Annotated in this window: 1 protein-coding gene (only partly in view); it reads left to right on the forward strand. The window is 65.1% G+C overall.

Translation table 11 applies throughout. The features are described from left to right. A protein-coding gene (locus ACIA75_RS16770; protein WP_397104665.1) for an FHA domain-containing protein crosses the window boundary here: on the forward strand, positions 1–24,413 show its end. Its footprint begins 39,922 nt before the window's first position; only the last 24,413 of its 64,335 coding nucleotides appear in the window; its start codon lies beyond the left edge, outside the window; it ends in the stop codon at positions 24,411–24,413. Positions 24,414–24,435 lie beyond the last annotated feature (22 nt).

Genomic DNA, 24,435 nt, shown 5'->3' on the forward strand with positions numbered 1-24,435 from the left:
TTCCCCAGCCAGATGCGGAGTGGAGCCTGGATCGGCTGGTGTTGCGCTCTTCGCTCGACGAGGTGGAGTCCTTGGAGCAGGAGGCGGTCGCGGTTGCCGCCCTGCGTCGCGGCCTGGCACTCGGCGATCTGCGGGGTATCGCCGCGGATCTCACGCTGGACGACTCGGGCACCCTATCCGAGCTGATGTCGCGGCTGGCGGACTGGCGAGCGATCCGGCCACTGCGCGGAGAGGCGGACGACAGCCCGGACGAGGGAACCCCACCCGACTGGACCGCTCGCACCGAACAGTACCGACGCGCACTGAGCGACGAGGTCGGCCGCCGGGCCGCCCGCGCCGAGCGCGACTACCGTCTCGCCGAAGCGGCCGAACTCGGGCGGCTGGCCCGCGATCCCGGACAGGCGATGGACAAGTTCCGCTCTGCCTGGCTCGACGCGTTCGCGGCGGCCGAGTCCCGGAAGGCAGCGGCGGAGGAGACGTTGCGTCGGATCGCCGGCGAAACGGGAGCGAAGCACGGGGGACAGCAGGGTATTCAAGCCCTGGCGGGGGTCATCCAGCAGCACTTGACCGGCGAGGCCGACCGTCTCGGTAGCGGACTCGCCGACCGCCTGATGGGCGATCGGATAGCGAAGTATCGGATCGACACCGCCCACGCCCACTTCGAGTATCTCGCCGCCTCACAGGAGATGCTGCGGCTGCGCGCCGAGGTGATCCTGGCCGGAGGGGATTTCGGCACGCTCGTGGACATGCCGGGCATCGAACCCGGTAGCCTGACCGACGACGTGGCGGGCGCGGTGTCGGAATTCACCACCACCCGTATGAACGAGGCCCTGCACACGGTGCTGGACATCGGCGTGGAGATCCGAATCGGTGACGTCACCGAAAGCGCCGGTCGGGACCGGATCATAGATCCGCTCGTGAAAATTCTCGGCAAGCTGAATTTCGCGGCCGGAAAGGCCGAACAGTTCTGTGCCGATCCCGCGCGGGATCCGCTGGTATCGATTGCCCGGCGGCACAAGGTGTACGAGACCTATCAGCGTGCCTGCCGTGCCGGAATCGACTATCTGCTGGCCCTGGCCGACAGCCGCGTGAACGACAACCGGATCGGCCCCCGGCCGGGGGAGTCCCTCCGTGATCAGGCCGCGGCCACGGCGCGCGATATCCGGTCCAGCGCAGCGGACTCCGTGGCCGAGTATCGCCGCAGGCTGGCCGAAACCCACCTGACCGGTTCAGTCGAAACCGGTGCCCACTGGCTGTCCTGCTATTCCCTTCGAGCCCAGGCCGATGCAGCGTATCTCCGGGGAGATGCCGACGCGGTGCGAGCGGCCCAATCGGAACTGGCCGAACTGTTGTCCCGCCCCGGCGCCGCGCAACCGCCACAGCGGGGATGGCTCGAGCTCGCACTCGCCGACCGTGTGAAACCGGACGAGCCCTACCTGTGGCAGGCCTGGGCCGCACGGCAGTACGAGCTCATCCGCGCTCGGATGCGCGCAAACCCGGGCGACCGGACCGAGATCGACGCGATCGTAGGCACCCTCACCGAGGCCGGGGCCTTACGCTATGACGGCACCTCGTACACCCACGAGCAGATCTCGAGCATCCTCACCCACATATTCCTGTCGCAACACCTGCTACACGACGATGCCGGTGAACTCTACGAGGACCATCTCGACCCGGATTTCCAGCTCCTCGAAGCGTTGTACGAGCTCATCGCAGGGCGCTGGAGCCCGCACACGGGGGTATTGCTCGAGCACGAACTGTTCGAGATCGAGTCGGACCCACGCACAGACCAACTCGCGCCTCCCGTCGAGCCCTGGCGGGATATACACGTCCGCGCAGAGAAGAGGCTTCCGGACAACGGGTCGAATTGGATCGCCGGACTGTCTGTTCGGCAACGCGAGGACCGCGAGCTGGGTTTGGCCACCTTCGGCCCGATCCGTTCGGGCGCCGACAACTCCGGACCCGCCAGCGAAACGTCGGACCCGGGCGGGGCCGCATCGGGTCGGCCGGGGCAGCAGGGTGCCCCGCTCGACCTGCTGGTGACATCTACCGAGTGGGATCTGCTGGAGTTCTTGCGCCATGGACCGAGGAGCGTCGAAGACGCGGCGGTACAGGTCGGAGTGTCGGAGACCCAAGCTCTGAAAGCACTGCGACGATTGGAGACCCAGGGATTCGTCGATTACAGGAGGGGCGGGTCGTCGAGCGCATACGGCCTGTCCGAGCCGCCGCCCGGAGTTCGCGTAGTCGATTCCCTCGTTCCCAAGACTCGCAGTACGAAGGTGGCGGCGCACCATTCGCCCGGAGACGTCCTTGTCGCACTTCTCACCGCCAAGGGATTGTCCGGTAAAGACTTCGCCGACATGGTGCCCGACCCGGAAATTTCGGAAGCTCTCGTCGTAGCGGCGCAAATGAGCAGTCAGAAAATCACTGCTGGGCGCTGGCGGACAATGCTGCTTGCGCTGGATGTCCCGGAGTCGGATCGGAATCTTTTCGCACGTAGATTCATCGACGGGCTGGATTCCTTCAGTGCCACCCACGGCGCGCACAATACGCTCGGCAGTTACCTCCTTGCCTGCCGTCTCGACCGGGGAATCGCCCAGCATCAGGTCGCCGAGCTGATCGGCCGTCGGCCCCAGAAATTCGCACGTTCACTGACCAGGCAGACCTGGCGGCCGAGGGATCTCAAACCCTGGGTTGTGGACCTCGTCCGGGTGCTCGCGAAGCCCGAGGACCTCGCCGCGGTCAGCGCAAGATTCTTCCGGGAGCGACCGGACTTGTCCGATAGCCTTCTCCCGGCCGAGACCGGAGCGGGCGACAGTGCGGCGGCCGGGAGCGTAGTGGACAATGCCGCGTCGGCCGGCGACGGGGCGGCTGACGACAGAGCGGCCGACGACAGAGCGGCTGAGGAGCCCTGGGTGCCCGCGGGGTCCGACAATGTGGAGTGGACACCGAAAACCGCGCACCTGGTGAATCCGGGCGATATCGGCCGCCTTGCGGAGGTGATCAGCGAGAAACCTGCCGACCCGTCGCTGTGGTACGCCTGGTCCCAAGAGCAGTACCGGCTGATTCGCCTCTGGATGGCGGGTAGTCCGGAGGCCGAGCTCCAAGAAATCGTCGCGAACCTCGCCGGCGTGAAGCGTAAGGAGGGGCAGCCGCCGTTCACCCGTGCGGATATCAAACAGGTTCTGACGTATATTTTTGTGGACGGGCATTGGTTCGAGACCGCTGACGGAACCGCCTACTACGGTGATTTCGACTGCGATTTCCAGATCGTCGAGGCTATTTACCGGATGGTTCGCGGTGACTGGAACTCCGACGAAGTGGACCCCGCCGTACTGAAGACCAGCGATATACGGCTGCTCGAGCATGAAATCGGCGAAATCGCGTTCGCCGAACAGTATCCGGACGAGCCATGGGAACAGCGGCACAACCGCGCCAATTCGCGCCTGAAGAACGGTCATTCGGATTGGGAATACGGCCTGCAGACGGTAACCGGTCTGACGCCGCTGCGTGCTCAACGCGAGGAGTACGTAAGCCGATTCGGCCCGCTACGCTCGGGTGCGGGTAACAGCGACGGGCGGCCGGAGAACGACCCCGATATCCGGCCGGACCCACACGTGGCCGCTACCGCCCCCGGTCGGCTCGAGGTGGGCGAACTGGTGCGGGCGGCGCATCAGGGCGATGAGCTCGCCGTCGCGCGGCTGCGGACCCACTTCGTGCCGGAGGTCTACGGGAAGGTCGAGAGCAAGTACCCCGAAGGGGATCCGTGGCTCGCCTACGTCCTCACCATCGATGCCCTGCACAGCGCCCTCGATGCCGTTCGCGGCCGGGAGCTCGGTGTGGACCCGGAACGGGATTTCGAGGTCGCCCGGGCCGAGGCCATCCGCTCCGCTCCGGCGGCGGCCGCTCGGAAGGCGCGCCTGCTCCGCGATAACGGTGCGGCGCTGGCGGGCCGGCCAGATCTCCGCGAGCGCATCGAGAGCACGCCGCCCCATATCGTCGCGCCGGCTATCCGCAGGATCACCGACGACAGTGCCGTCAGCCTGGACGACGCCGAGCTCGACACGCTGCTCGAACGCATCCGAAGCTTCGGGTCCACACATCGGAGTCTCCGCACCGATCGACATTCCTACCCCGACTTGGGAACTCTCGCCGCCGACCTGCGTCGTGCCAACGGTTTCACCAGCCAGACCCAGATGGATCAGCTGGGTGGTTTCCGCACCAATGCAACCCACTCACTCGAGACCTCGAGTCGCGGTGCGATCGACGTTATCGGCGGAGTATTCGAGCTGGTGTCGTTGCCGCGACCACTGTGGAATCCGATCGTGGCGGAATTGGCCGATGGACAACCGGATTCGTTCAGCACGTCCGCCGCGGAGCACACCACCTTCCACAGCTATATCGCCGCCTGCCGCTGGGCGGCTCGGTCGCCCGGGGATAGTTCGCGACCGATGTCCGCGGAGGAACTCGCGAACGTTCTGGATGTCACCGTCACCGCGATCCGGTGGCTCGAGCGGGCCCGCAGTGGGCCCGCCGCCGACCCGGAGTTTCGCAAAGCCCTGTACCGGGCTCTCGGCATTCCGGAGACAGAGTGGGAAGCAGCGGAAAGGCTGTTCGAAGCCAGCCGGGATGTCGCCTCGGTGAAGGGGCATGCCGGACAGGATGCGACGGCGGTGAGCACCGACCGGCCGCTCACCGACATGCAGACGCGAATCGTCGCAGTCCTGGACGAGCGCGGAGAGTGTAGTGCCTCGCAGTTGGCGCACCTGACCGGCGCGGCGGACAAGCGAGTTCGCACAGCGATTCAAGCACTGCAGGGCCTGCGGATCGTGGAGCCGGTGCGGGACGGGGCACAAACCCGCTACCGCCTGCTGCCGGACGCTCGGAACAAGACACCGGTGGTCGCCGGTGCGCCGGCGTTGCCGATGGACGGACCCCTGACCTACCGCCAGGTGCGGGTCGCCCAGCTTCTGTTCGAGCGTCCGATGACCTCACCCGAACTCAGTTCGGCACTCGGTGTGCCGAACGAGTCGGTACGGTGGGACTTGCAGATTCTGGTCGATGAGGGCTTTGCGGAAGCCGCATCGCGACGCCGGCCGGTATTCTATCGCCTGGTCAGGGAGTTGCCCCCGGAAATGCGTCCGGTGCCTGGCGACACCCGGCAGCCCGGCGAGGACAGCGGCCCTGGGCGTTGGGCACGGCGGGCCGCCTGGCCCCTGTCGAACCGGCAGGTGCGGATTGCCCAGCTTCTGGCCGAGCGTCCGATGAGCGCGCCCGAACTCACCTCTGCGCTCGACATGCCGATTCATTCTGTCCGGCCGTACGAGTCTGTCCGACGGGAACTGAAGGAATTGGTCGGTGAGGGCTTCGTGGAAGTCGACTCGCAACGGAAGCCCTTCCTGTATCGCCTGGCCAGGGAACTGCCGCCGGAACTGCGGGCGGAAGTGCTTCCGGGGCCGGATGACACTCGAGACCCCGGCGACTCCGCTGAGGATGACCGGGGCGGTGCCGCAGGGACCATCGACGCCAACTGTGTGGCACGGTCGGCCGCCGCCACGAACGCCTGGTATTCCAGGCATGGTGTCGCCGAGCCGGTCATTCACAGTCATGTCACCACCGACGGCGAGCTGGACGACAACCTCCCCACACCGTTGTTCCACGATGTCATCGGCGACGAGGGTGTGCCCGTTCTGGCCATGTCATGGATGGTGCAGGGACACAACAGTTTCCAGGGATCCGGCCGCGACGGCCTGCTGTCCGTCGCCGAGGCGTTGACCGAGCCCATCGAGAATGACCCGACTGCCGACGGCCGCCGCGGCCACGGCCGCGGCATGTGGATCACGATCACCCCGCACCACACCCCCACCGGAGAACCCACCGCCCACGCCGCCTTCGTCGTCAACGACCATGGCACCCTGCGCCTCATCGATCCCGCCTCGGACCCCGAATTCGACCCCGCCGCCTACGAGCCCGAAGATTTCGATCCGTCCACCTATGAACCGGAGGCATTCGGCCCGCCCCGGTTCGACCCTGTGCACGACCTGATCCACGGTATCGAGATAAAACCCGACGGCCACCCCCTGCACCCCCTGTTCGACGATGGCGACGCCACCGACCCCTTCGACAACACACCCCACTCGGAGTCGCCAGAAGTACACCGGGCCCGCCGCCCCGGCCCCTACGTCCAGGGCGCCCGGCCTGAACCCGGCCCCGGTCCAGATACGCTCGCCCCCGGCCTTTTACGCCGTGCCCGCGGCCGCGCCTTCACCACCGCCGCAGGCGAACTGCACCGGAAACTCGGCCCCGGCATCCACGAGGAGATGCGGGCCGAACTGGCCTGGCTTCGTGAAAGGGGCTGGTGGAGAGGGCAAGTGGAGAACGATCCATGGGTGGCGCACATCATCACCGCGGCCGCGCTCGGCCGCGCCCAGCAAGCCTGGCGCGACGCCCATGGGGTACCCGAAGACGATGAGCAGCTGGTACGCCACTACCTCGAAGTGCTCGATCGTGCCAAGGCGGATGCCTTTATCGGGCACGTCATCATCAGGCCGCAACTCCTGGACCACACCGACTCGCTACCCCATCTGCACGGGGTGATCGATCGCGCACCCGCCCCGTTGCTGGCCCGGGTCATCGATGATCTCGGCAAAATCCAGCAAGGAGCCCGGGGCCGATATTTCCACGCGCTCCGGAAGCCGTCCGCCGCGGCCACCCAGCTCAAGGGTGTGCTGGGCGACCGGGGATTGGTGGTCTTCGACGATCCGACCATCAGCATTCTGATGAGCACACTGTCGGACGTGGATTCGACACCTCTGACCACCGTCGCCCACCGCCTCGACGACTATCCCAGCACCAGGGTCGGCTTCGCCCGCCTGCTCACCGACCTCGGGATGGCGGCAGGCTGGAGCGGCTTCGAAGAAGTCGCCAGTGCAGCCGGTGCTTCGAACGAGATGCACGCCGGGATCGAGGATGAGGCCGGGAACGAGTTCACCCCGGCGACCTGGAAGAAGCTGTTCGACGTACTCGTGCTCCCGAACCGGCTGCGCGATCAGATAGTCGATAAGTTCCAGCTGGGCGATCCGGAAGAGTTCAGAACCGTTCCGGCGCAGAAGCGAACGGACGATTCGAGCCGACGCACCGCAGAGAATGAGGCTCTGGAATCGCCGCGCACCGTCGAAGTGCACAACCGAGTACCACTGGATCGGGGTGCCGAGTCGGGGATCGCTTGGCTGAAAGTGGTCGCGCGAAACGATAATATCGATCTCACCGATCATTTCGACCAACAGCTGCACCCGTATGATGAGGCTCTTCGTGCACGTGTTGCCTTGCATGTGGAGTCGCCGGACGAGGGCGTCATCGAATCCCTGCGATCGGAGATTCGTGCCCGGATCCTCGACGCCCCCGATGGTGCGCCCGTGCAGGATTGGCTTTTCGCCATCGCCGATTTGCAACTCACGGCAGATCCTCGCGTATGGCTGAAGTTCTGCCGCGAGAACAAAAGGGTGACTCGGTGGCAACTCGCGGCAGAAGCCGATATCGCCGAAAAATCGATTCGGCTGGCGGAGGAAGGTAAGAGAGAACCTATTCCAATTAGATGGTGGAAATTGCTGGAGGCACTCGCCGTCCCGGATTGGCATCGAGATCTCTTTGCGCAAAAGTTCCTTGCCGAGTTCGATTCGTTCAGCACGGACCCCGTAAAACATCGTGGTCTCGGTAGTTTCTTTGCTGCTCGTCGTCTCGGCAAGGGTTTGCATCAGGAGGAGCTCGCGAGTATTGCCGGCGTTTCCCATCAGGCTGTGTCGGGAGTGGAGATTTCTCCGGGTCGAGAACGGCTCGATGGCAGCCTGTTCAAACTGGCTACCGGCCTCGATATTTCGGTCGAGCATTCGAGCGTCGCTGCACTGGCGTTTCTTCCTGGGCTGGTCGATTCGTTCGATATCGACCCGGCGGAGCATTCCAGATTCGGAAGTGTCGTCACAGCCTGTCGATATCATCTGGGATTCACCATGGAAGAGTTTGCCGAGAAGTTCTCTATTGTCGAGCGAACTCTCAGGCGGATCGAAGCCGATGAGAGGGTGCCCAGTACCTCGTTCGTGCAGAGACTGTACGATTGTCCAGGTATCGATTACACCGAAACTCAGCGTGTAGATGCGGATGCGTTGCTGGCGCACGGGTCGGCCGTGGGCCTGGTGAAGACCGCTGTGCGGGTGGGTAATAGGGACGTTCTGAACCAGCAGTTGCGACGCTTCGAACGTGATCTTCGCGATCGCCTCGCCGATACCGGAACCGATGTCGATCCTGAATTCGATGTCGATGTGGCTTGGTCGGCAATAAAATTCACGGCTCACACCCGCATTCTGGAGGCCACGGACGGTATCCGGATGGGGCAATGGCTCGAAGAAATCGCCGATCAGGCGGTGTTGGGTGAGATCGCGACCGGCTACGAGCTGGAGGCGCCGGCGGAGATGGACCGGCGGGATGAGTGGGCCGGCGGGCTGTACGACGTGGTCCGGGCGGAGTTGGCGCGTGACCCACGCGCCATGGCGAAGGCGATCGCCTGCACTTTGTGCAGGGTCGAAAGAAATTGGAGCCGGGTCGGTTTCGATGTCGAGTCCGAACTGGTGCCGATGCTGTGTTACTTGTTCGTCGATGATCATGATCTGCTCGATGAGGGTTCAGGAGAGGTAGTCCGTCGTCGTTTCGATGCCGATTTCCAGGTCATGGAGGCAATCCTTCGCCTTGTTACGGGAGAGCCGGCTGCGGGCGAGCGAACTCCGGATGAGCTGCGCGCGTCCGATATTCGCCTCGTAGAGCATGAATTACTGGAGCGGTTGCTGAGTAGGGAGGATGACTACAAGGCCTGCCATGATGCCGCGAATGCGCGATTCGACTGGGTCGGCGGCCTCCCGGCTGCCGCAGCGGCGCAAAGACGCGAAACCGACGATATACGCGGCCGGCAACTGTTGTCCGGCGCCGGCTCCGTGCACGCCGGCGAAGAGGACACACCGCCCCCGGACGATCGGAGCGATGGCTCGTCGGCTGAGCACGCGAGCCGCATGGCCGGCACGATTCTGTCGGGAGGGAAGGAAGCGGGCATCGCCGTCTGGGCGATCGAGACCCTCGAGCGATACGGTGTGGGGGTCGAGTTCCGCTCCGATCGTGACGCTCGGGTGGTGTATGCCGAGGGGCGCCGGATAGAGCAGGGGCCGGCGGCCGGCTACGACCCGGTGCGCAACACGGTCACCCTGGATGCCGAGGGCGATCCTGATCGGTACAGCGGGACCCTCATCGTCGCGGCACGGATGGCGGAGCAGCTTGCCGGTCGGCAATCCGCACCGGATCCGTCGAGTGTCGGCTCGGCCGACTCCGTGGAGCGGATGCGGGATCTCCTGGCCGACGCGTATGCACTGTCGTACCGTGCGGCTCTGATCACCGAGGCCGAAGGCCGGAGGCTCGGTGGTCCGCGATTCCGCACGGTCGAGGCGTCGGCCGACCCCCACGATCCGCTCTCGCGCGCTTACACCGAGGCATACGAACAAGCCTTCGATATCGCGTGGAGATCCTACGACCAGGTGAGTCACCATCGCCCGATGTATCACGCCGCTGCGCACCGGGCCGGCATGCGTGCGGTGCGGCTGTCGCTCGACACGCTGGGGCCGCGCGTCGACGGCCGTGATCTCAGCGCTCATATGGGCACACTTCGGGCGGGCGAAAACGGAAATTCCGCGGCCGAGTCCGAGACCCCGGAGCTGCGCGCCGACAGCCTGATCGCCGCAGTCCAGGGACCCCTCGCGTGGCGTGCCGAGCGGCTGGCCGAGATGATCGCCGGTCTGCGAGCCAAGCGTGCGCGCGGTGTATTCGTGGTCGAGAGCACGGTGGAGGAGATCTATACCGACGCGTATGCCGAGGCCGAGCGTGCACTACAGCAGAACCCCGACGCCACGACACCGGAGATCCACGCGTATCGCGAGGTGCTGGATTTCCTGAGGGAGGAGAGCTCGGAGCTCACGGAGTCCGAGCTTGCCGTGGTCCTGCTGGATGTGGCGGACGCTGTGGATCAGCTCGACGATCCCGCGTGGGGTGGGCCCCGTGCGCAGACCGTCGTGACCGCCCCCGGTTCCGAGGGGTCGGCGGCGGTGCGTGGCGCGGACGATCACCGGATCTGGCGTGCTGTCTGGGATCGCTTCCAGGAGATCGGCAACGACCTGGGGCCGGATGTGCGACCCGGCCGGACCGGCGGCGGTCCGGTTGTCCTCTCCGACAACGTCCTGGTGGAATACCATCGCCCGGATTCGCTGCCCTATCTGCGCGTCGTCGCGCGACCGGGCGAACACATGAACGTGCTGCGACAGCTGTCCTTGTCGAGCAGCGATTACGCCGATGTGCTCTGGGAACGGTCCCGGGACATCGGGTACTGGGAAGCCACCGTCGGTGCCCGCAACGAGCTGAACCTGCGGTCGTTGTCCGCGGCCGAGGCCGAGGGGCCGTACCGGGAGCCGACCGGGTTCGCCGCGGTCGACCGGCTCGTGGACCACTACCTGCGCCTGCGCCGGGAGCAGCGGACGGATCTCGGTTTCGGCGAGTGGCTGCACCAACTCGGACCGAAGGCGTTCCACACCGAGGAGCAGCGCCCGATCCCCGTGGGCACACTGCGCCGGGAGTTCGTCGAAACCGGTTTCACGCGGGCGCGCGGAGAGCAGACCCTGCGCGGCGAGGTATTCGACGACACCCATCCGGTGTCGGTGGCCTACGACCTGCACACCCGTAAGGTGCATATTCCGGTCGATCCGGCCGGGATACACCGCCCGGAACACCATCGCCTGGAAGTGTTCGCCGCCGGCCCGACCCATCTGTCGATTCACCTTGAACCCGACAGCGCCGGCGGCTGGCGGGTGCCCGCTCCGGTCGGTGCGGGAAGTCCGGCCGATATCGCCGATGCCGACAACGCGGTGGTCGAGGTCTACGAAAACCGGACGGGTCGTGAGTACCAGGGCCAGGCGATCGGCAACACCTCGGACACGCTCGCCGACCATTTCCAGGGCATGACGGCCTCGACCCCGGAGGAACTGACCGCGCGGATCGCGGCATTCCTCGAGGATCCGGGCGCAGGGCCGCTGACCGACTCGGCACAGCCCACCACGGATCCGGATACGGGACCGCCTGCGGTGGATGGGCCGGACGACACGGCCGGTAGTCGCACCCCGGACGACGATTCCACACGCGACGAGCGGAAACCGGCGGTACCCGGGATCGAAAGGTCATCCACTTCTACCCCAGCACACAGAGAGCATCACTCCGCCGATCCGGCCGGTGAAGCGGCGGAGTTCGAGGTGGTGTCGGCCGAGGTGGCCCACGACGGTTCCTCGTTCCGCATTATGAAGTACAAGGTTCGTATGCCCGATGGGACCGTCCATCCGCGTGATGTGCTGGATGTGCCCGCGACGGTGGCCGTGCTTCCGGTCGACCGGCAGGGCCGTGTTGTGCTCAGTCGCCGTTTTCGGGCGGCGGTCGATGATGTGGTCCTCGAATTGCCGAGCGGTGTCGTCACCGCCGACGGTGACCTGTCGGTGATCGCTCACCGTGTCCTCGCCGAGTACGGGCTGGAAGCCGGTGCGGACTTGTCGCTGGTCACGGACGCGGTCCGCAGCGGTGGCAGTTCGAACGCTGTCACCCGCGTCCTGGTGGCCCGGGACGTCGACGATATCGAGGGTGCCGAACCGCCCCCGGATATGCTGCGAATACCGCTGACGGAGGCTATTTCCCACCTCACGGGCACGGATCTCGTGGACACCGCGACAGCGGTGGGGGTCCTGGCCGCGGTGGGCGAGATATCGGGCGATATCCGATTGCGCCCGGCCACGGACCCGCCGCTGAATTCACCGCCCGCCCCGTCGGGCACGCCGCCGGTCGACAGCGCCCGCGTATTCGGTGCACAGCCGCTACGCCGCGGCGCCGAGGACACGGTGTGGTCCAGCCCGTTCAACGAGGTGCGCCGACGGGAACTCCACACACCGGACGGGGGTGTGGTTACCGGGGACATCATCACCCGCCATCCCACGGTTCTCGCGCTGCCGTGGGACGAACGTACCGACGAGGTCGTCCTGGTCCGCCAGTACCGGGCGCCGCTCGGCCGCTGGATCTACCAATTGCCCGCCGGCCTGCTCGACAAGGCCGGTGAGGACCCGCTGACGGGTGCCCGGCGGGAACTGGCCGAAGAGGCCGGGCTCGCCGCCCTGGACTGGAGCGAACTCCTCACCGCGGAACCACTGCCCGGGATCACCGACGAACACCATCGCATCTATCTGGTGCGCAACTTGTATGGGATCCCCCGCCTGGATGCGGGGGAATCCGACGAAGTCGGGATGGGGCAGGTACGGGTCCCGGTAGACGAAGCCCTCGCCATGGCACTGCGCGGCGAAATCGAAGACGGCCCAGCAGTTATCAGCCTCCTGGCGCTCGCCTCCGTACGGGCCGGCCGGTTGGCGCCCCGAGTTGTCGTCGAGGCGGGGCGGCGGAGCGCGACCGACGAGCGCCCGGAACAGGATATCCCCGGGAACAGTCCTTCTGGAAACGTCCGATCGGCGCCACCGTCAGCAGTACCCGATACCCACGTCGGTGCTGTGGGGCAGAATCCACAAGCACCGTCGGTACCAGGGCGCCAACCCGAAGAAAGCACCGGCCGCGGCGGTGGCTCGTCCGTTGGCGATGTGCTCGGCGGCGACGATGCGCGTGACCTGATGGCAGTGGTTCCGGACCCGGACAGTGCGAGGCCGGCGGCGGATGCCGGCCGGGAGTCGCGGGTCGCGGCGATGCCGGCCCTGCGCGGCGATGTGTTTGTGGCATGCCGCACAGTCGCCGATATCGGCACCGTGCTGCGGACCGAATTAGGTGCGCTGCCGGGCGGTGACGAGTATCAGCTGTCCGGATTCGACTCCGCCGGTGCGGAAATAGATGTCCCGGTGGTGCGGCAGTACGCGCAGGCACTGCTCGATATCTGTACTGTTTTTCCGGGTCAGTCGACGCGGCGGATCGCGCTCGGCACCCTGATGATCGATGATCACGTCCTCGGCTGGGCTACCGATTTCGCCTCCGGGGGAGTGGTTCACGGCTCGCTGGTTCTGGATCTCCGGTCGGACAAACAGGAATCGATGCGAGTGGACGCCGACCGGGAGGTCCCCTTGACCGGTGCTCGGTCCGGTGGCTCTCCGGAGCGGTCGGCGTATGCGCGGGCTGTCCGTGATCTCCTGCCTTACCTGGGCATTCCTGGCTGGGATATGGCGCAGGACCTCACCGAACCGACCGTGGCGGACTTCTACCGAAAGGCGGTGCTGGCCACCGGCCGACCGGTGGCCGGTCTGCGCGGGGATCATCGGGCAGCGGTCGAGGACTGGCTGGCGGCCGAAGGTTTCAGCCGGCACGGACTCGACAAACGGCAGGGGCGGGCCGGTGTGCTGCAGAACGGGGTCGCGGCGGTGTTCACCCGGGGCCGTGATACCGCCGAGGGACTTCCGGAGCGACTGTTCGACCTGCTGGCCGCGCAGGACGGAGTAGCGCCGCGGCCGGTGACCGGGGCCGCGGCGGTGCCCGCGCTGCGTCCGCCGACGAATGCCGAACTTCTCGGAGTCCCGGCGGATCTGGTCGACGAGTTCTCCGTGATCGGGCAGGACCGGGACACCGCCGACCCGGAAACCGCCCGGGAGGTCACGATCGAAATCGGCGCAGCACTACAGAAGGCCCTCCGGCGGGAATCGGAATCGGACCGGAGTGCCGCGACCGGAGTTGCCGCGACTCCCGGACCCGATTACGGCAGCATGAAACGTGGCGGGCAGATCACGCTTTTCGGTTTCGACACATCCGGGCTGGATCCTGATGCGGTGAAGGAGATGGCCCGCTGGCAGGCCCATGTGATCGATCTGGACCCGTACACGGTCAACTACGAAATCGGGTTCGCGGATCTCGGAGACGAGAAGAAATTCGCCCGGGTGATTCCCTCGCCACCGGATTTCAAGAGCGGTCTCTACACCAAACGGATCGAATACAACACGACCTGGTTTGCGTCCGCGAAGACCATCCGAAACCATATTGTGCATACGGTCGATTCCGGGGTGCATTTCCGGAGTCGCCTGATGCGCCCCGTGCTCGCGGTCGTGGCACACGAATACGGGCACTCGCTGGCCACGGCGGGTAGCTTGGACGCGGTAGTCGAGGCCGAGGACGTCCTGCGGAAGCTCCACACGGACAGTTCGCCGGGTTCGCGAACCGCCGAGGAATTCCTCGGCCTGTTGCGTGCGGAGTTCAGTGGATACAGCTTCGCGAACGGCCGGTTCAATCCCCTGGAAGCCACTGCGGAGTGTTACTCCCATGTGGTGACGACCCGCGAGATCCTCGGCGCGGAGGCCGCGATTGATCCCTTGGTCGAGGAGGTCTGTCAACGGGTTCGCGCGGCCGCCGTCCGCAATGCCGGGCACAATGCCTGGGATGCCGATTCCGATGTGGTGCGGTACGCGAACAATGCGTTGATCGTCGATCGGATGATTCGGACGGTAGGCGATTCGGACGTACGGGCCGGCCCGCCACCTCCCGACGACCGGGGCGGTGGCTCGTCCGCCGACCGCGCGCGCCGAACAGACCGGCCGATGAACGACCCAGGCTCGCGCTCTTTCGTCGTCACAGTCACCCTGCCCGAGGAACCAGGGGGAGGTTCCGACCTCCCCGAGGGTGGCTTGGTGCCGGATGCCGCCGGCCCGGCGGAGGGGGCAAGCCATAGCCGATCGATCGAGGAGGGCCACGACGACGACCGACCAGTGGTGTCGAATCCGGACGATACCCAGGACCCCGACGAGGGCGATGACCCAGACGAGGACGGCGACTCCGGTCCCGGCGGTCCCACGGTCGACCCCCCACCACCATCTCCGTCCGGTACGGGGCCGGATCACGATGCGGGAAAGTCCGAGGAATATCTGGAGTTCCTCCGCGAGGCATACGGTACGGATAGCGGCTATCCGCTCCTACCGCTGACCGATACCAGGGAGCCCGGTCCCGCGGACATGTACCGCCATCCGGACGGCCATGTGGATGTGCTGTTCCGTATCGCGGGCGGCGGCGAATACCCGTTGCGGCTGGTCCCGGACCGGATATGTGTACTGGGGGCCGGCGCGGGTGAATTATTCGACGGTGTCGAGGGCTTGGCGTCCGGGCACGCGTATATGAAGGTCGATCGGCTGGGCCGCGTCTTCCTCCGCAACGGTGTGGACAGTGGTGTCCTGGTGGATGGCAAGGCGGCCCCGGATTACGAGTGGGTGCATGTTTTCGATGATCAGGATCTGACTTTCGGTTCTTCGTTCCGGGCTCGGCTGGCCTTCCGGCCGCAGCTGATGAAGATCGAATTGGTCGATCCCGGTGACGAATCGGTTCTGATCTCCGCCGGAGCCTGGTGGGTTCGGCGTGGTCAGACCACGGATATCGGTATCGGTCAGCTTGCGGACGGCCCGGAAACGCCGACGGTCGCTCGTCGGCACGCTCGGGTCGAGGTCGACGACGACGGGCGACTGTGGATTACCGATGGTCCCGACGAGAACAGCCGCACCTGGGTCGGCGGTGAAGAACTCGAGGCGGATGCGCGGCGTGAGCTGGCGCCCGGCGACATACTCCGGCTAGGTAGCTTCTCGGGTCAGGTGCGATTCACACCCCTGGATGCCGGCCACGAAGGGCTGCCGCTGCATATCGGGCTGAGTAGTGATCCGGAGGGGGTCCGGGTGCGACTCGCTCCAGGGGAGATTGTTCCGGTGGGGACAGATGTCGCGTCCCCGTTCGCGGAAACCTTGCGCGGCTCGGCGGGAGTGCGGTCCGAGCACGCCGAATTGATGCTGGGCGATGACGGGCAGTTGCGAATGCGTCTGGTGGGGGATGTATCGAGTGCGGATGCCGGGACGTGGGTCGACGATATTCGGCTGGGGGCGGAGTGGGTGCCGGTGCGCCTGGGGTCGCTCCTCCGCCTGGGCGAGTGGACCGGTGCCGCCCACCTCGTGTACGGCGAATTCGGCCCCATCACCCGGCCGGCCGTGTCGATGCGACTGCTTCTCGACAGCCCCCAGGGAGACTCCGCGCTGGAACTGTTCCGTGGCAGTGATCCGGAGTCGGTCGGCCACAGAAACGGGGTGCTGCTGGGACTCGGGCTGGACCCGGGACTGGTCTCCGAGACACACGTGAGTATCGGCACGTACCGATCAGGGCGGCCATGGGTCTGCGATGAGGGATCGTCGCATGGCACCTTCGTCAACGGCGATCGGCTCGAACCGTACACCAGGGCCGCCGTCTATCCCGGCGACAGCATCGGACTGGGTTCACCGAGTAACGAATTCACGCTCTCATATGAGCCGCCGGACGGTAGCCCGTTCATCCACTTCCTCGATTCCGACCCGGAAACGAAGCAGGCGGCCCGCCAGCTGACGGCCGTACCTGCCGATCTCTCTCGGCGCGTCGCCGCGGAGAAGCCGATCCAGATCATCATCGGAAACCGGCCTCTCATGGAGATGCCGACTATGCGACGAATTGCCCGGCGAGCGCCCGAAGAGTGGAAGCAGAGTGTCGGCGAGGCCGTCGGCGCGTATTTGGCGGGCTTCGACGTCCTGCTGGCTGACTCACGAGCGGTGGCCCTCAGGGGGCGCTCGGTCCTGGGCCATGAATTCTCCCATTACATCGGTGATGTCCTGGGCCGATCCGCCTCACCTGCCGGTGGTCCGGATCGGCTGGGGGACAGCGAGGAATGGCAGGAACTGCATTCCTATATCGTGCGCGCGACCGGGGATCACCCGGGTCGACTCCGGCTTCTCAATGATGACCCGGGGGAGGATTTCGCCGACGCGCTCGCCGCATGGATGGATGGTCCGAAACAGCTGGAGGGCTTTGCTTGCGGTGACCATGACATCGTCCGGCAGCTGGAGGAGTACTTCTTTCAGGCTCTGGGGGCGCCCGCAGACCGGGCGGCGACGCACCCCTTGGACTCGGATCCGGGGCCGGAAATCGCTGTTCCGGGCGAAATCGATCTCGGTTCCCGCCTGAAGCCGGCTGATCCTTCGCTGTGGTACGACTGGGCCGAATGGCATTACGAACTGATGCGCGACCGTCTGCGTGATCTTCCGAGGTTCCGTGCCGATGCCGAGGCGATCGTTAACAATCTCGTTGCCGCGGGCGTTGTGCGGGCGACCGGGCAACCGTTGTTCAGCCCGGAACAGATCATGAGTATCCTGCGGTTCGTCTTCGTGCGGAAACATTGGATCGAGGGTTCCCCGCGCCGATTGTATGAAAGCCTTTTCGAGGCCGACCCTCATACTGTCGAAGCGTGCTATGAGCTGATCACCGGAACATGGGAATCACCGGAGAATCTCGCTGCCCACATTCGCTTCCTCGAATACGAGTGGGCGGCGATGGGGATGGAGTCGGTGTATGGGCGAGAGGCCTTCGCGGCCATACACGAAAGGGCGGCCCGGAACCTGGAGGACGGGGCGCCGGATTGGCCGCGCAATCTCCCCGGCGGTTCGATTGTTCCGGGTCACACCGAATATCCGGGCGGCGGTGCACGGTACGAACCCGCTCCGGGCCTGCGCCTCCTGCTCTCCGACGGTGCGTGGGAATTGCTGTCCCGCATCGACAGCCACGCCGAGATCCAGTGGTTGTGCACCGATCGGCGGTTACGCGGCATACGGCTCGATCTGCGGGAATACGCCGACCCGGTCGAGCAGGTAGGGCAGCTGATGTGTGAGCTGCCCCGCTGGCGCGCTCTGGTGACCGCGCGACCACTGGCCGATGCAGAGACGCATACGGCCAGGGTGACCGGACAGTCGCAAATACTGGCCGCTCGCCTGGCCGGATACCAGCGGCAGCTGACAGCGACCGCCGAGGGTCTGGCTGAGGATCCCGGTTTCGGCGAGCTGGGGCGCCGGATCCAGATTTCCGAGGTGGTGGAGCTGGAGCGGCAACTGCTGTCCTTCGCCGAAAGCCTGGGTGAGTCCGGCCGCGAAGCACGGGCCCTGCAATGGATCTCGCTGCGCACCAGTGCTTCCGGGCTACTCGATGAGGTGGAGGCCGCGCTGGGTGACCTGGACCCGGAGGGGCGGCGGCCGGAGGCGGCCGGGCCGCGCGGCCTCGCGCATCGGCTGCGGGTCATTGCGGAACTACTGAATGAATCGGGTGTCAGTACCCCGGCCGCCTGGGTGGCACCGAGCCCGGTTGCGGCCCATCATCGTGAACTCGTCACCGAACTTGCCGACAAGCTGGACGGCAGTGAGAGCGGAGAGCGGGTGCTCGCGACACTCGACGAATCGCCGGAAGGTGAACCGCCGGTGCGGATCCACTTCGATGACCTCAGATTCGAACGAACCGCGGGAACATCCTCGGCGCATCGCTGTAACCCGGCGATCGGCGAGATAGTCCTCGATGTCAGCGCACCGATCGACGACCACCTGGCCTTCCTGGCGGTGGCCGCCGAGCGGATCGAACAGGCCCGGCTCGCACGCCGGAACGGATCGGACCCGGACCGCGTCCGTCGCACGTCGCGGCCGATGAACGATTCCGGCGCGCGCCAGATTGTCACGATCACCCTGCCCGAGGATCCAGGGGGTGGGTCGGATTCCCGCCGGGAGGTCGGCGGTACTGTCCCCGACCTCCTACGCCACATCCGCGCCCGAGCCCCCGACCTCGACTTCGATACCGCGGCAGGCGAACTGCATCGCGAGTTCGGTCCTGGTATCCACCAGGAGATGCTGGCCGAGCTGAGGAGGCTGCGCAAGACGCGCGGGTGGCCCGAGCCGGTGGTGAACTATCCCTGGATTGCACACACCATCACCACGGCTGCCCTCGCTCGCGCCCAGCAGGACTGGTGCGATGCCGTCGAGGTACCCGAAGACGATGGACAGCTGGTCGGCCGTTATCTCGAAATCCTGGATCGTGCCGCGGCGGCTGCCTTTGTCGGGCACGTCATCATCAGGCCGCAACTGCTGGTCCATACCCGCTCGCTACCTCATCTGCACGGGCTGATCTATCACGCACCGGCCCCAATGCTGGCCCGCGTCATCAAAGCGCTCGGGCGAAGTGAGACCGGTTACCGGGGCGCATATTTCCGCGCGCTCACCGAACCGTCGAACGTGGCCACCGCCATCAAGCGTGAGCTGGACGAGAACAAATCGGAGATCTTCGGCTACTCGACCATCGGCATCCTGAAAAGCGCATTGTCGGACCCGGATTCCCCATCATTGGGCTACGGTGCCCGGCGCCTCGATGACTACCCGAGCACCAGAGCCGGCCTCGTCCAGCTGCTCACCGACCTCCAGAACGCGGTGGGCTTTGCCGGCACCCCACGACTCGCCGATGCGGCCGGCGTCTCGGAATATGCAATCATCAAGGCGAGGAGGAACATTACCCCGGCGGGCTGGAAGAAGGTGTTCGACGTATTCGTGCTCCCGAACCGACTGCGCGATCAGATCGTCGACAAATTTCAGTTGGGCGACCCGAAGGAATTCAGAACCGTTCTGGCTCCGCAGCGGCCGAAGGATTCAGGTCGGTACGGTGAGCCGAATGCGGCTCCGGAATTGCAGCGATCCGCTGAAGCGGACCAGAGGGCTTCGCTGAGCCGGGGTGCCGAGCCGGGGATCGCTTCGCTGAAAGCGGCGGTGCGATCGGATAAACTTCATTTCACCGACTACTTCGATCAACAGTTGCAACAGTTCGACGAATCTCTCCGTGCGCGTGTGGCCCTGCATGTGGAATCGCCTGACGAGAGGGCCGTCGAATCCCTGCGATCGGAGATTCGTGCTCGGGTCCTCGATGCTCCCGACGATGTTCCCGTTCAGGAGTGGCTGTTTGCCATCGTCGATCTGCGACTTACGGGAGATCCCGGTGTTTGGCTGAAGTTCTACCGTGAGATCAATGGGGTGACCCAGCAGAAACTCGTCGAAACCGCCCATATCGCTCGTATGTCGATTTACTGGGCGGAGCATGGTATACGTCGACCGATGCCAGATACATGGTGGAAATTGCTGGAGGCACTCGGTATCCCGGATTGGTATCGAGATCTCTTTGCGGGAGAGTTTCTCTCGGGATTCGATTCGTTCAGCACATCCCCCGAAAAGCATCGTGACCTCGATAGTTTCCTTGCTGCCCGTCGTGTGGTCATGGGTCTTTCTCAGCATGAGCTCGCGAGAATCTCCGACGTTTCCCAGTCAGTCGTTTCCAAGACGGAGACACGGTCTCCCGGGCGAGAGCTGCCCGGTCGTAACCTGTTCACACTGGTTGCCGCCCTCGAGATTGCCGGTGAAGATTCAACGGTGGCCGCACTGGCGTTTCTTCGGGGAGGGCTCGATGCGTTCGACATCGATCCTGCGGCGCATTCCGGAACCGGCAGCCTCGTCACTGCCTGTCGTTGCCGCCTAGGGCTCTCGGTGGAGGATTTCGCCAAGCGGTTCGGCATATCCGACGATGTTGTCACGTGGATCGAGGTCAGCGGCGGGAGGCCGTCTGACTCGTTCTTGGAGAGACTGTACGTCTATCCCGAACTCGGTTTCACCGAAGCTCAGGTTGTCGAGGCGGATGCGTTGCTGACGCATGGACCATCCGTTGCTCTGGTAAAAGCGGCTGCACGTGTCGGTAATAAAGAGATCCTGAACTCCCAACTGCGACGGTTCAAACGTGATCTCCGCCGCCGCTTCACCGGTACCGGAATAGATTTCGATGAGGCATGGGCGGCCATTCGATTCACGGCTCACACCCGCATTATGGAAGCGCCGGACGACGTCCGGATGCGGCAATGGCTCGAAGAGATCACCGACTCGGTGCTATCCGGTGAGATCGAGGCCGGCTATGAGCTGGTGGCACCGGCGGAGGTGGACCGGCGGGATGAGTGGGTCTACACCCTGTATGACGTCGTCCGTGCGGAGTTGGCACGTAACCCGCGTGGTATGGCCGAGGCGATCGCACGCACCCTGTTCAGATCCGAACGGGATTGGGGCCATCGGGGTTTCGATATCGAGTCCGAACTCGTCCCGATGCTGAGCTGGCTGTTCCTCGAGGATCATGACCTGATCGATGAGAGTTCCGGAGAGATCGTCCGCCGTCGTTTCGACGCCGATTCCCGGATCATGGAGGCAATCCTGCGCCTGATCCTGGGAGAGCGGGTCCCGAGTACGGGAGAGCGAGTCCGGGATACGGGACAGCGAGTACCGGATGAGGTGCGCGCCGCGGATTTCCGCCTTGTAGAACACGTATTGCTGGAGCGGGCGGGGAGCGGCCGGGGTGACCGAGTGTTCCGCCGCAATGCCGCGAACGCATGGTTCGACCGGGTCGGCGGCCTCCCCGCTGACGCGGCATCGCAGCGACGGGAAACCGACGAGGCGGGCCGCGACCAACTACCGTCTGGCGCCGGCTCCACGGACGACGACGGAGAGGACACGCCGCCGGGTGGGCTGGAGGAACTTGCCGGCGGACAGTCAGGGTCGGCTGTCGATGTGGGCGAACTGCTGCGGGCGGCACATCAGGGCGATCAGCTCGCTCTCGCGCGGCTGCGGACACATTTCGTCCCGGAGGTCTATGGGGAGTTCGAGCGCGAGTTCCCCGAGGGTGATCCGTGGCTCGCCTACGTCCTCACGATCGACACTCTGCACTGTGCCCTCGATGCCGTTCTCGGTCGAGAGCTCGGTACGGCCCCGGAGCGGGACTTCGAGGTCGCCCGCGCCGAGGCCATCCGTGCCACCCCGCCGGCGGCCGCGTTGAAGGCGCGTCTGCTGCGCGATAGCCGCGGGGCCCTCCGGGGCCGGGAAGATCTCCGGGAGCGCATCGAGAGCGCCCCGCACCATATCGTCGCGCAGGCCATCCGCTGGATTACCGACGACAGTCATGTCCGCCTGGATATCGCTGAGCTGGAAGCGCTGCTCGAGCGCATCCAGAGCTTCGGGTCGACGCACCGGCGCCTCCGCAATGATCGACTCACATACCCCGGCTTGGGAACTCTCGCCGCCGACCTGCGCCGGGCCATCGGTTTCACCACACAGGCCGAAGTGGATCGCCTGGCCGGTTTCCGCACGCATGCGACCCACACGCTCGAGACCACGAGTCGCAGTGCGATCGATGTTGTCGCCGGAATATTCGAGCTGGTGTCGTTGCCACGACCACTGTGGAATCCGATCGTGGCGGAATGGGCTGATGGACACCTGGATTCGTTCAGCACGTCCGCCGCGGCACACACTACGTTCCACAGCTATATCGCCGCCTGTCGCTGGGCGGCTCGGTCGCCCAGCGATAGTTCGCGACCGATGTCCCGGCGGGAACTCGCGGATCTGCTCGGTGTCAGAGTTATCACGATCCGGAGGCTGGAAACCGGTAGCCGTGGACCCGCCACCGACCCGGAGTTTCGTACAGCCCTGTACCGGGCCCTCGGTATGGCCGAAGCCGAATGGGAAGCGGCGGAATCACTGTTCGAATCCGGTCTGGATATCGCGGAGCTGAAAGCGTCTCTGCGACCGAATGATATCGGTCTCGCTGGTCCATTGGAGCAACGGCTGGCTCAATTCGATAAGGCCCTTCGTGTCCGGGCAGGCCTGCATGTGGAATCGCCCGACGAGAGTCTCATCGAATCACTGCGATCGGAGATTCGTGCCCGGATCCTCGATCCCCCCGACGATGTTGCTGTACAGGATTGGCTCTTCGCCATCATCGATCTGCGACTCACGGGAGATCCTGGCGTATGGCTGAAATTCTACAGTGCAGCCAGTCGGGTGAATCGGAATAGACTCGCCGCAGATGCCCGTATCGGTATATCCTCGGCGGAGCGCGGTGCGGATCTGACTTCGCCAGGGAAATGGTGGAGATTGTTCGAGGTGCTCGGTGTCCCGGATTGGTATCGAGACCTCTTTGCACAAGAGTTCCTCGACGGATTGGATTCATTCAGCACAGACCCCATGAAGCACCGTCGATTCGGTAGTTTCCTAACCGCCTGCCGTGCCGTCAAGGGCATGTCGCTCTCCGAGCGTGCCAGTGCTGCCGGCGTTGCCTCGGCGACCGTGTCGAAAGCTGAGAAGGGTCAAGTGTCGCAAGAGCGGCTCGGCAGCCTGTTCAAACTGGTTGCTGGCCTCGAAGTTTCTGCCGAGGATTCGAGTATCGCTGCGCTGGCGTTTCTACCGGGACGGCTGGATTCGTTCGGAATCGATCTTGCCTCGCATTCCAGAATCGGCAGTTACGTTATCGCCTGTCGGTACCATCTGGGGATCACAAGGGAAGAGTTCGCCGAGCGTCTCGGCTGTTACCGGAGCACCCTCGACAGGGTCGAATCCGATGAGATTGTGCCGAAGCGCACGTTCCTGCGCAGGTTGTTCGACTATCCCGATCTCGGTTTCACCGAAGACGGGCGCGTAGAGGCGAATGCGTTGCTTGCCGACGGAGCGACGGCGGGGCTGGTGAAAACGGCGGTCCTCGTAGGCAATACGGAAATTCTGAACCAGCAGCTGCGACGCTTCGAAGGTGATCTTCGTGATCGTCTCGCACGTGCCGGTGATCATATCGACATCGATGAAAGCTGGGCGGCGGTAGGATTCGCGGCCCATACTCGTATTCGGCATGCCCCGGATGGCATTCGGATGCGGCAGTGGCTCGAAGAGATCGCCGATTCGGTGCTGTCCGGTGAAATCGAGACCGGTTATGAGCTGATGGCACCGGCGGAGGTGGACCGGCGGGATGAATGGGCCGTCACTCTGTATGACGTCGTCCGTGCGGAGTTGGTACGTGACCCGCGTGGTGTGGCGGAGGCAATCGCGCGCACCCTGTACAGGTCCGGACGGGAGTGGGGGCGGACAGGTTTCGATGTCGAGTCCGAACTTGTTCCGATGCTGTGCTACTTGTTCCTCGACCATCATGATCTGATCGACGAGAGCTCCGGAGAGATCGTCCGCCGTCGTTTCGACGCGGATTTCCAGATCATGGAGGCTATCCTCCGCTTGATCACGGGAGAGCGAGTCTCCGATGAGGTGCGCGCCTCGGATATCCGCCTCGTTGAACACGAGTTGCTGGAGCGGTCACTGAGCAGGCACGGGGACCACAAGTCCCGGCACCAGGACGCGAACGTGCGATTCGACTGGGTCGGCCGCCTCCCCGCGGCCGCGGCGGCACAAAGGCACGAAACCGACGAGGCGCGTGGCCACCAGCTGTTGTCCGGCGCCGGATCCGCGCACGACGACCTCGCGGATCCGCGTCGGATCGAACTGGCGAGAGCGTCTGTCGAGGGCGACGACCTCAGCGGCGGTGTTCTCCCGGTCGACGACGGAGAGCTTCCCGATGACGATCGTTTCCTGACCGACCGGAACCGAGCCGTAACCAGGGCCTGCACCGAAGCCGAGGTCGAGGTCGAGACACCCGAGGGTATGCGGCAGTAGCCGATGCGTACACCCTTGCCTA

Origin of the sequence: Nocardia sp. NPDC051750, assembly GCF_044453135.1 — a bacterium.
Classification (GTDB): Bacteria; Actinomycetota; Actinomycetes; order Mycobacteriales; family Mycobacteriaceae; genus Nocardia.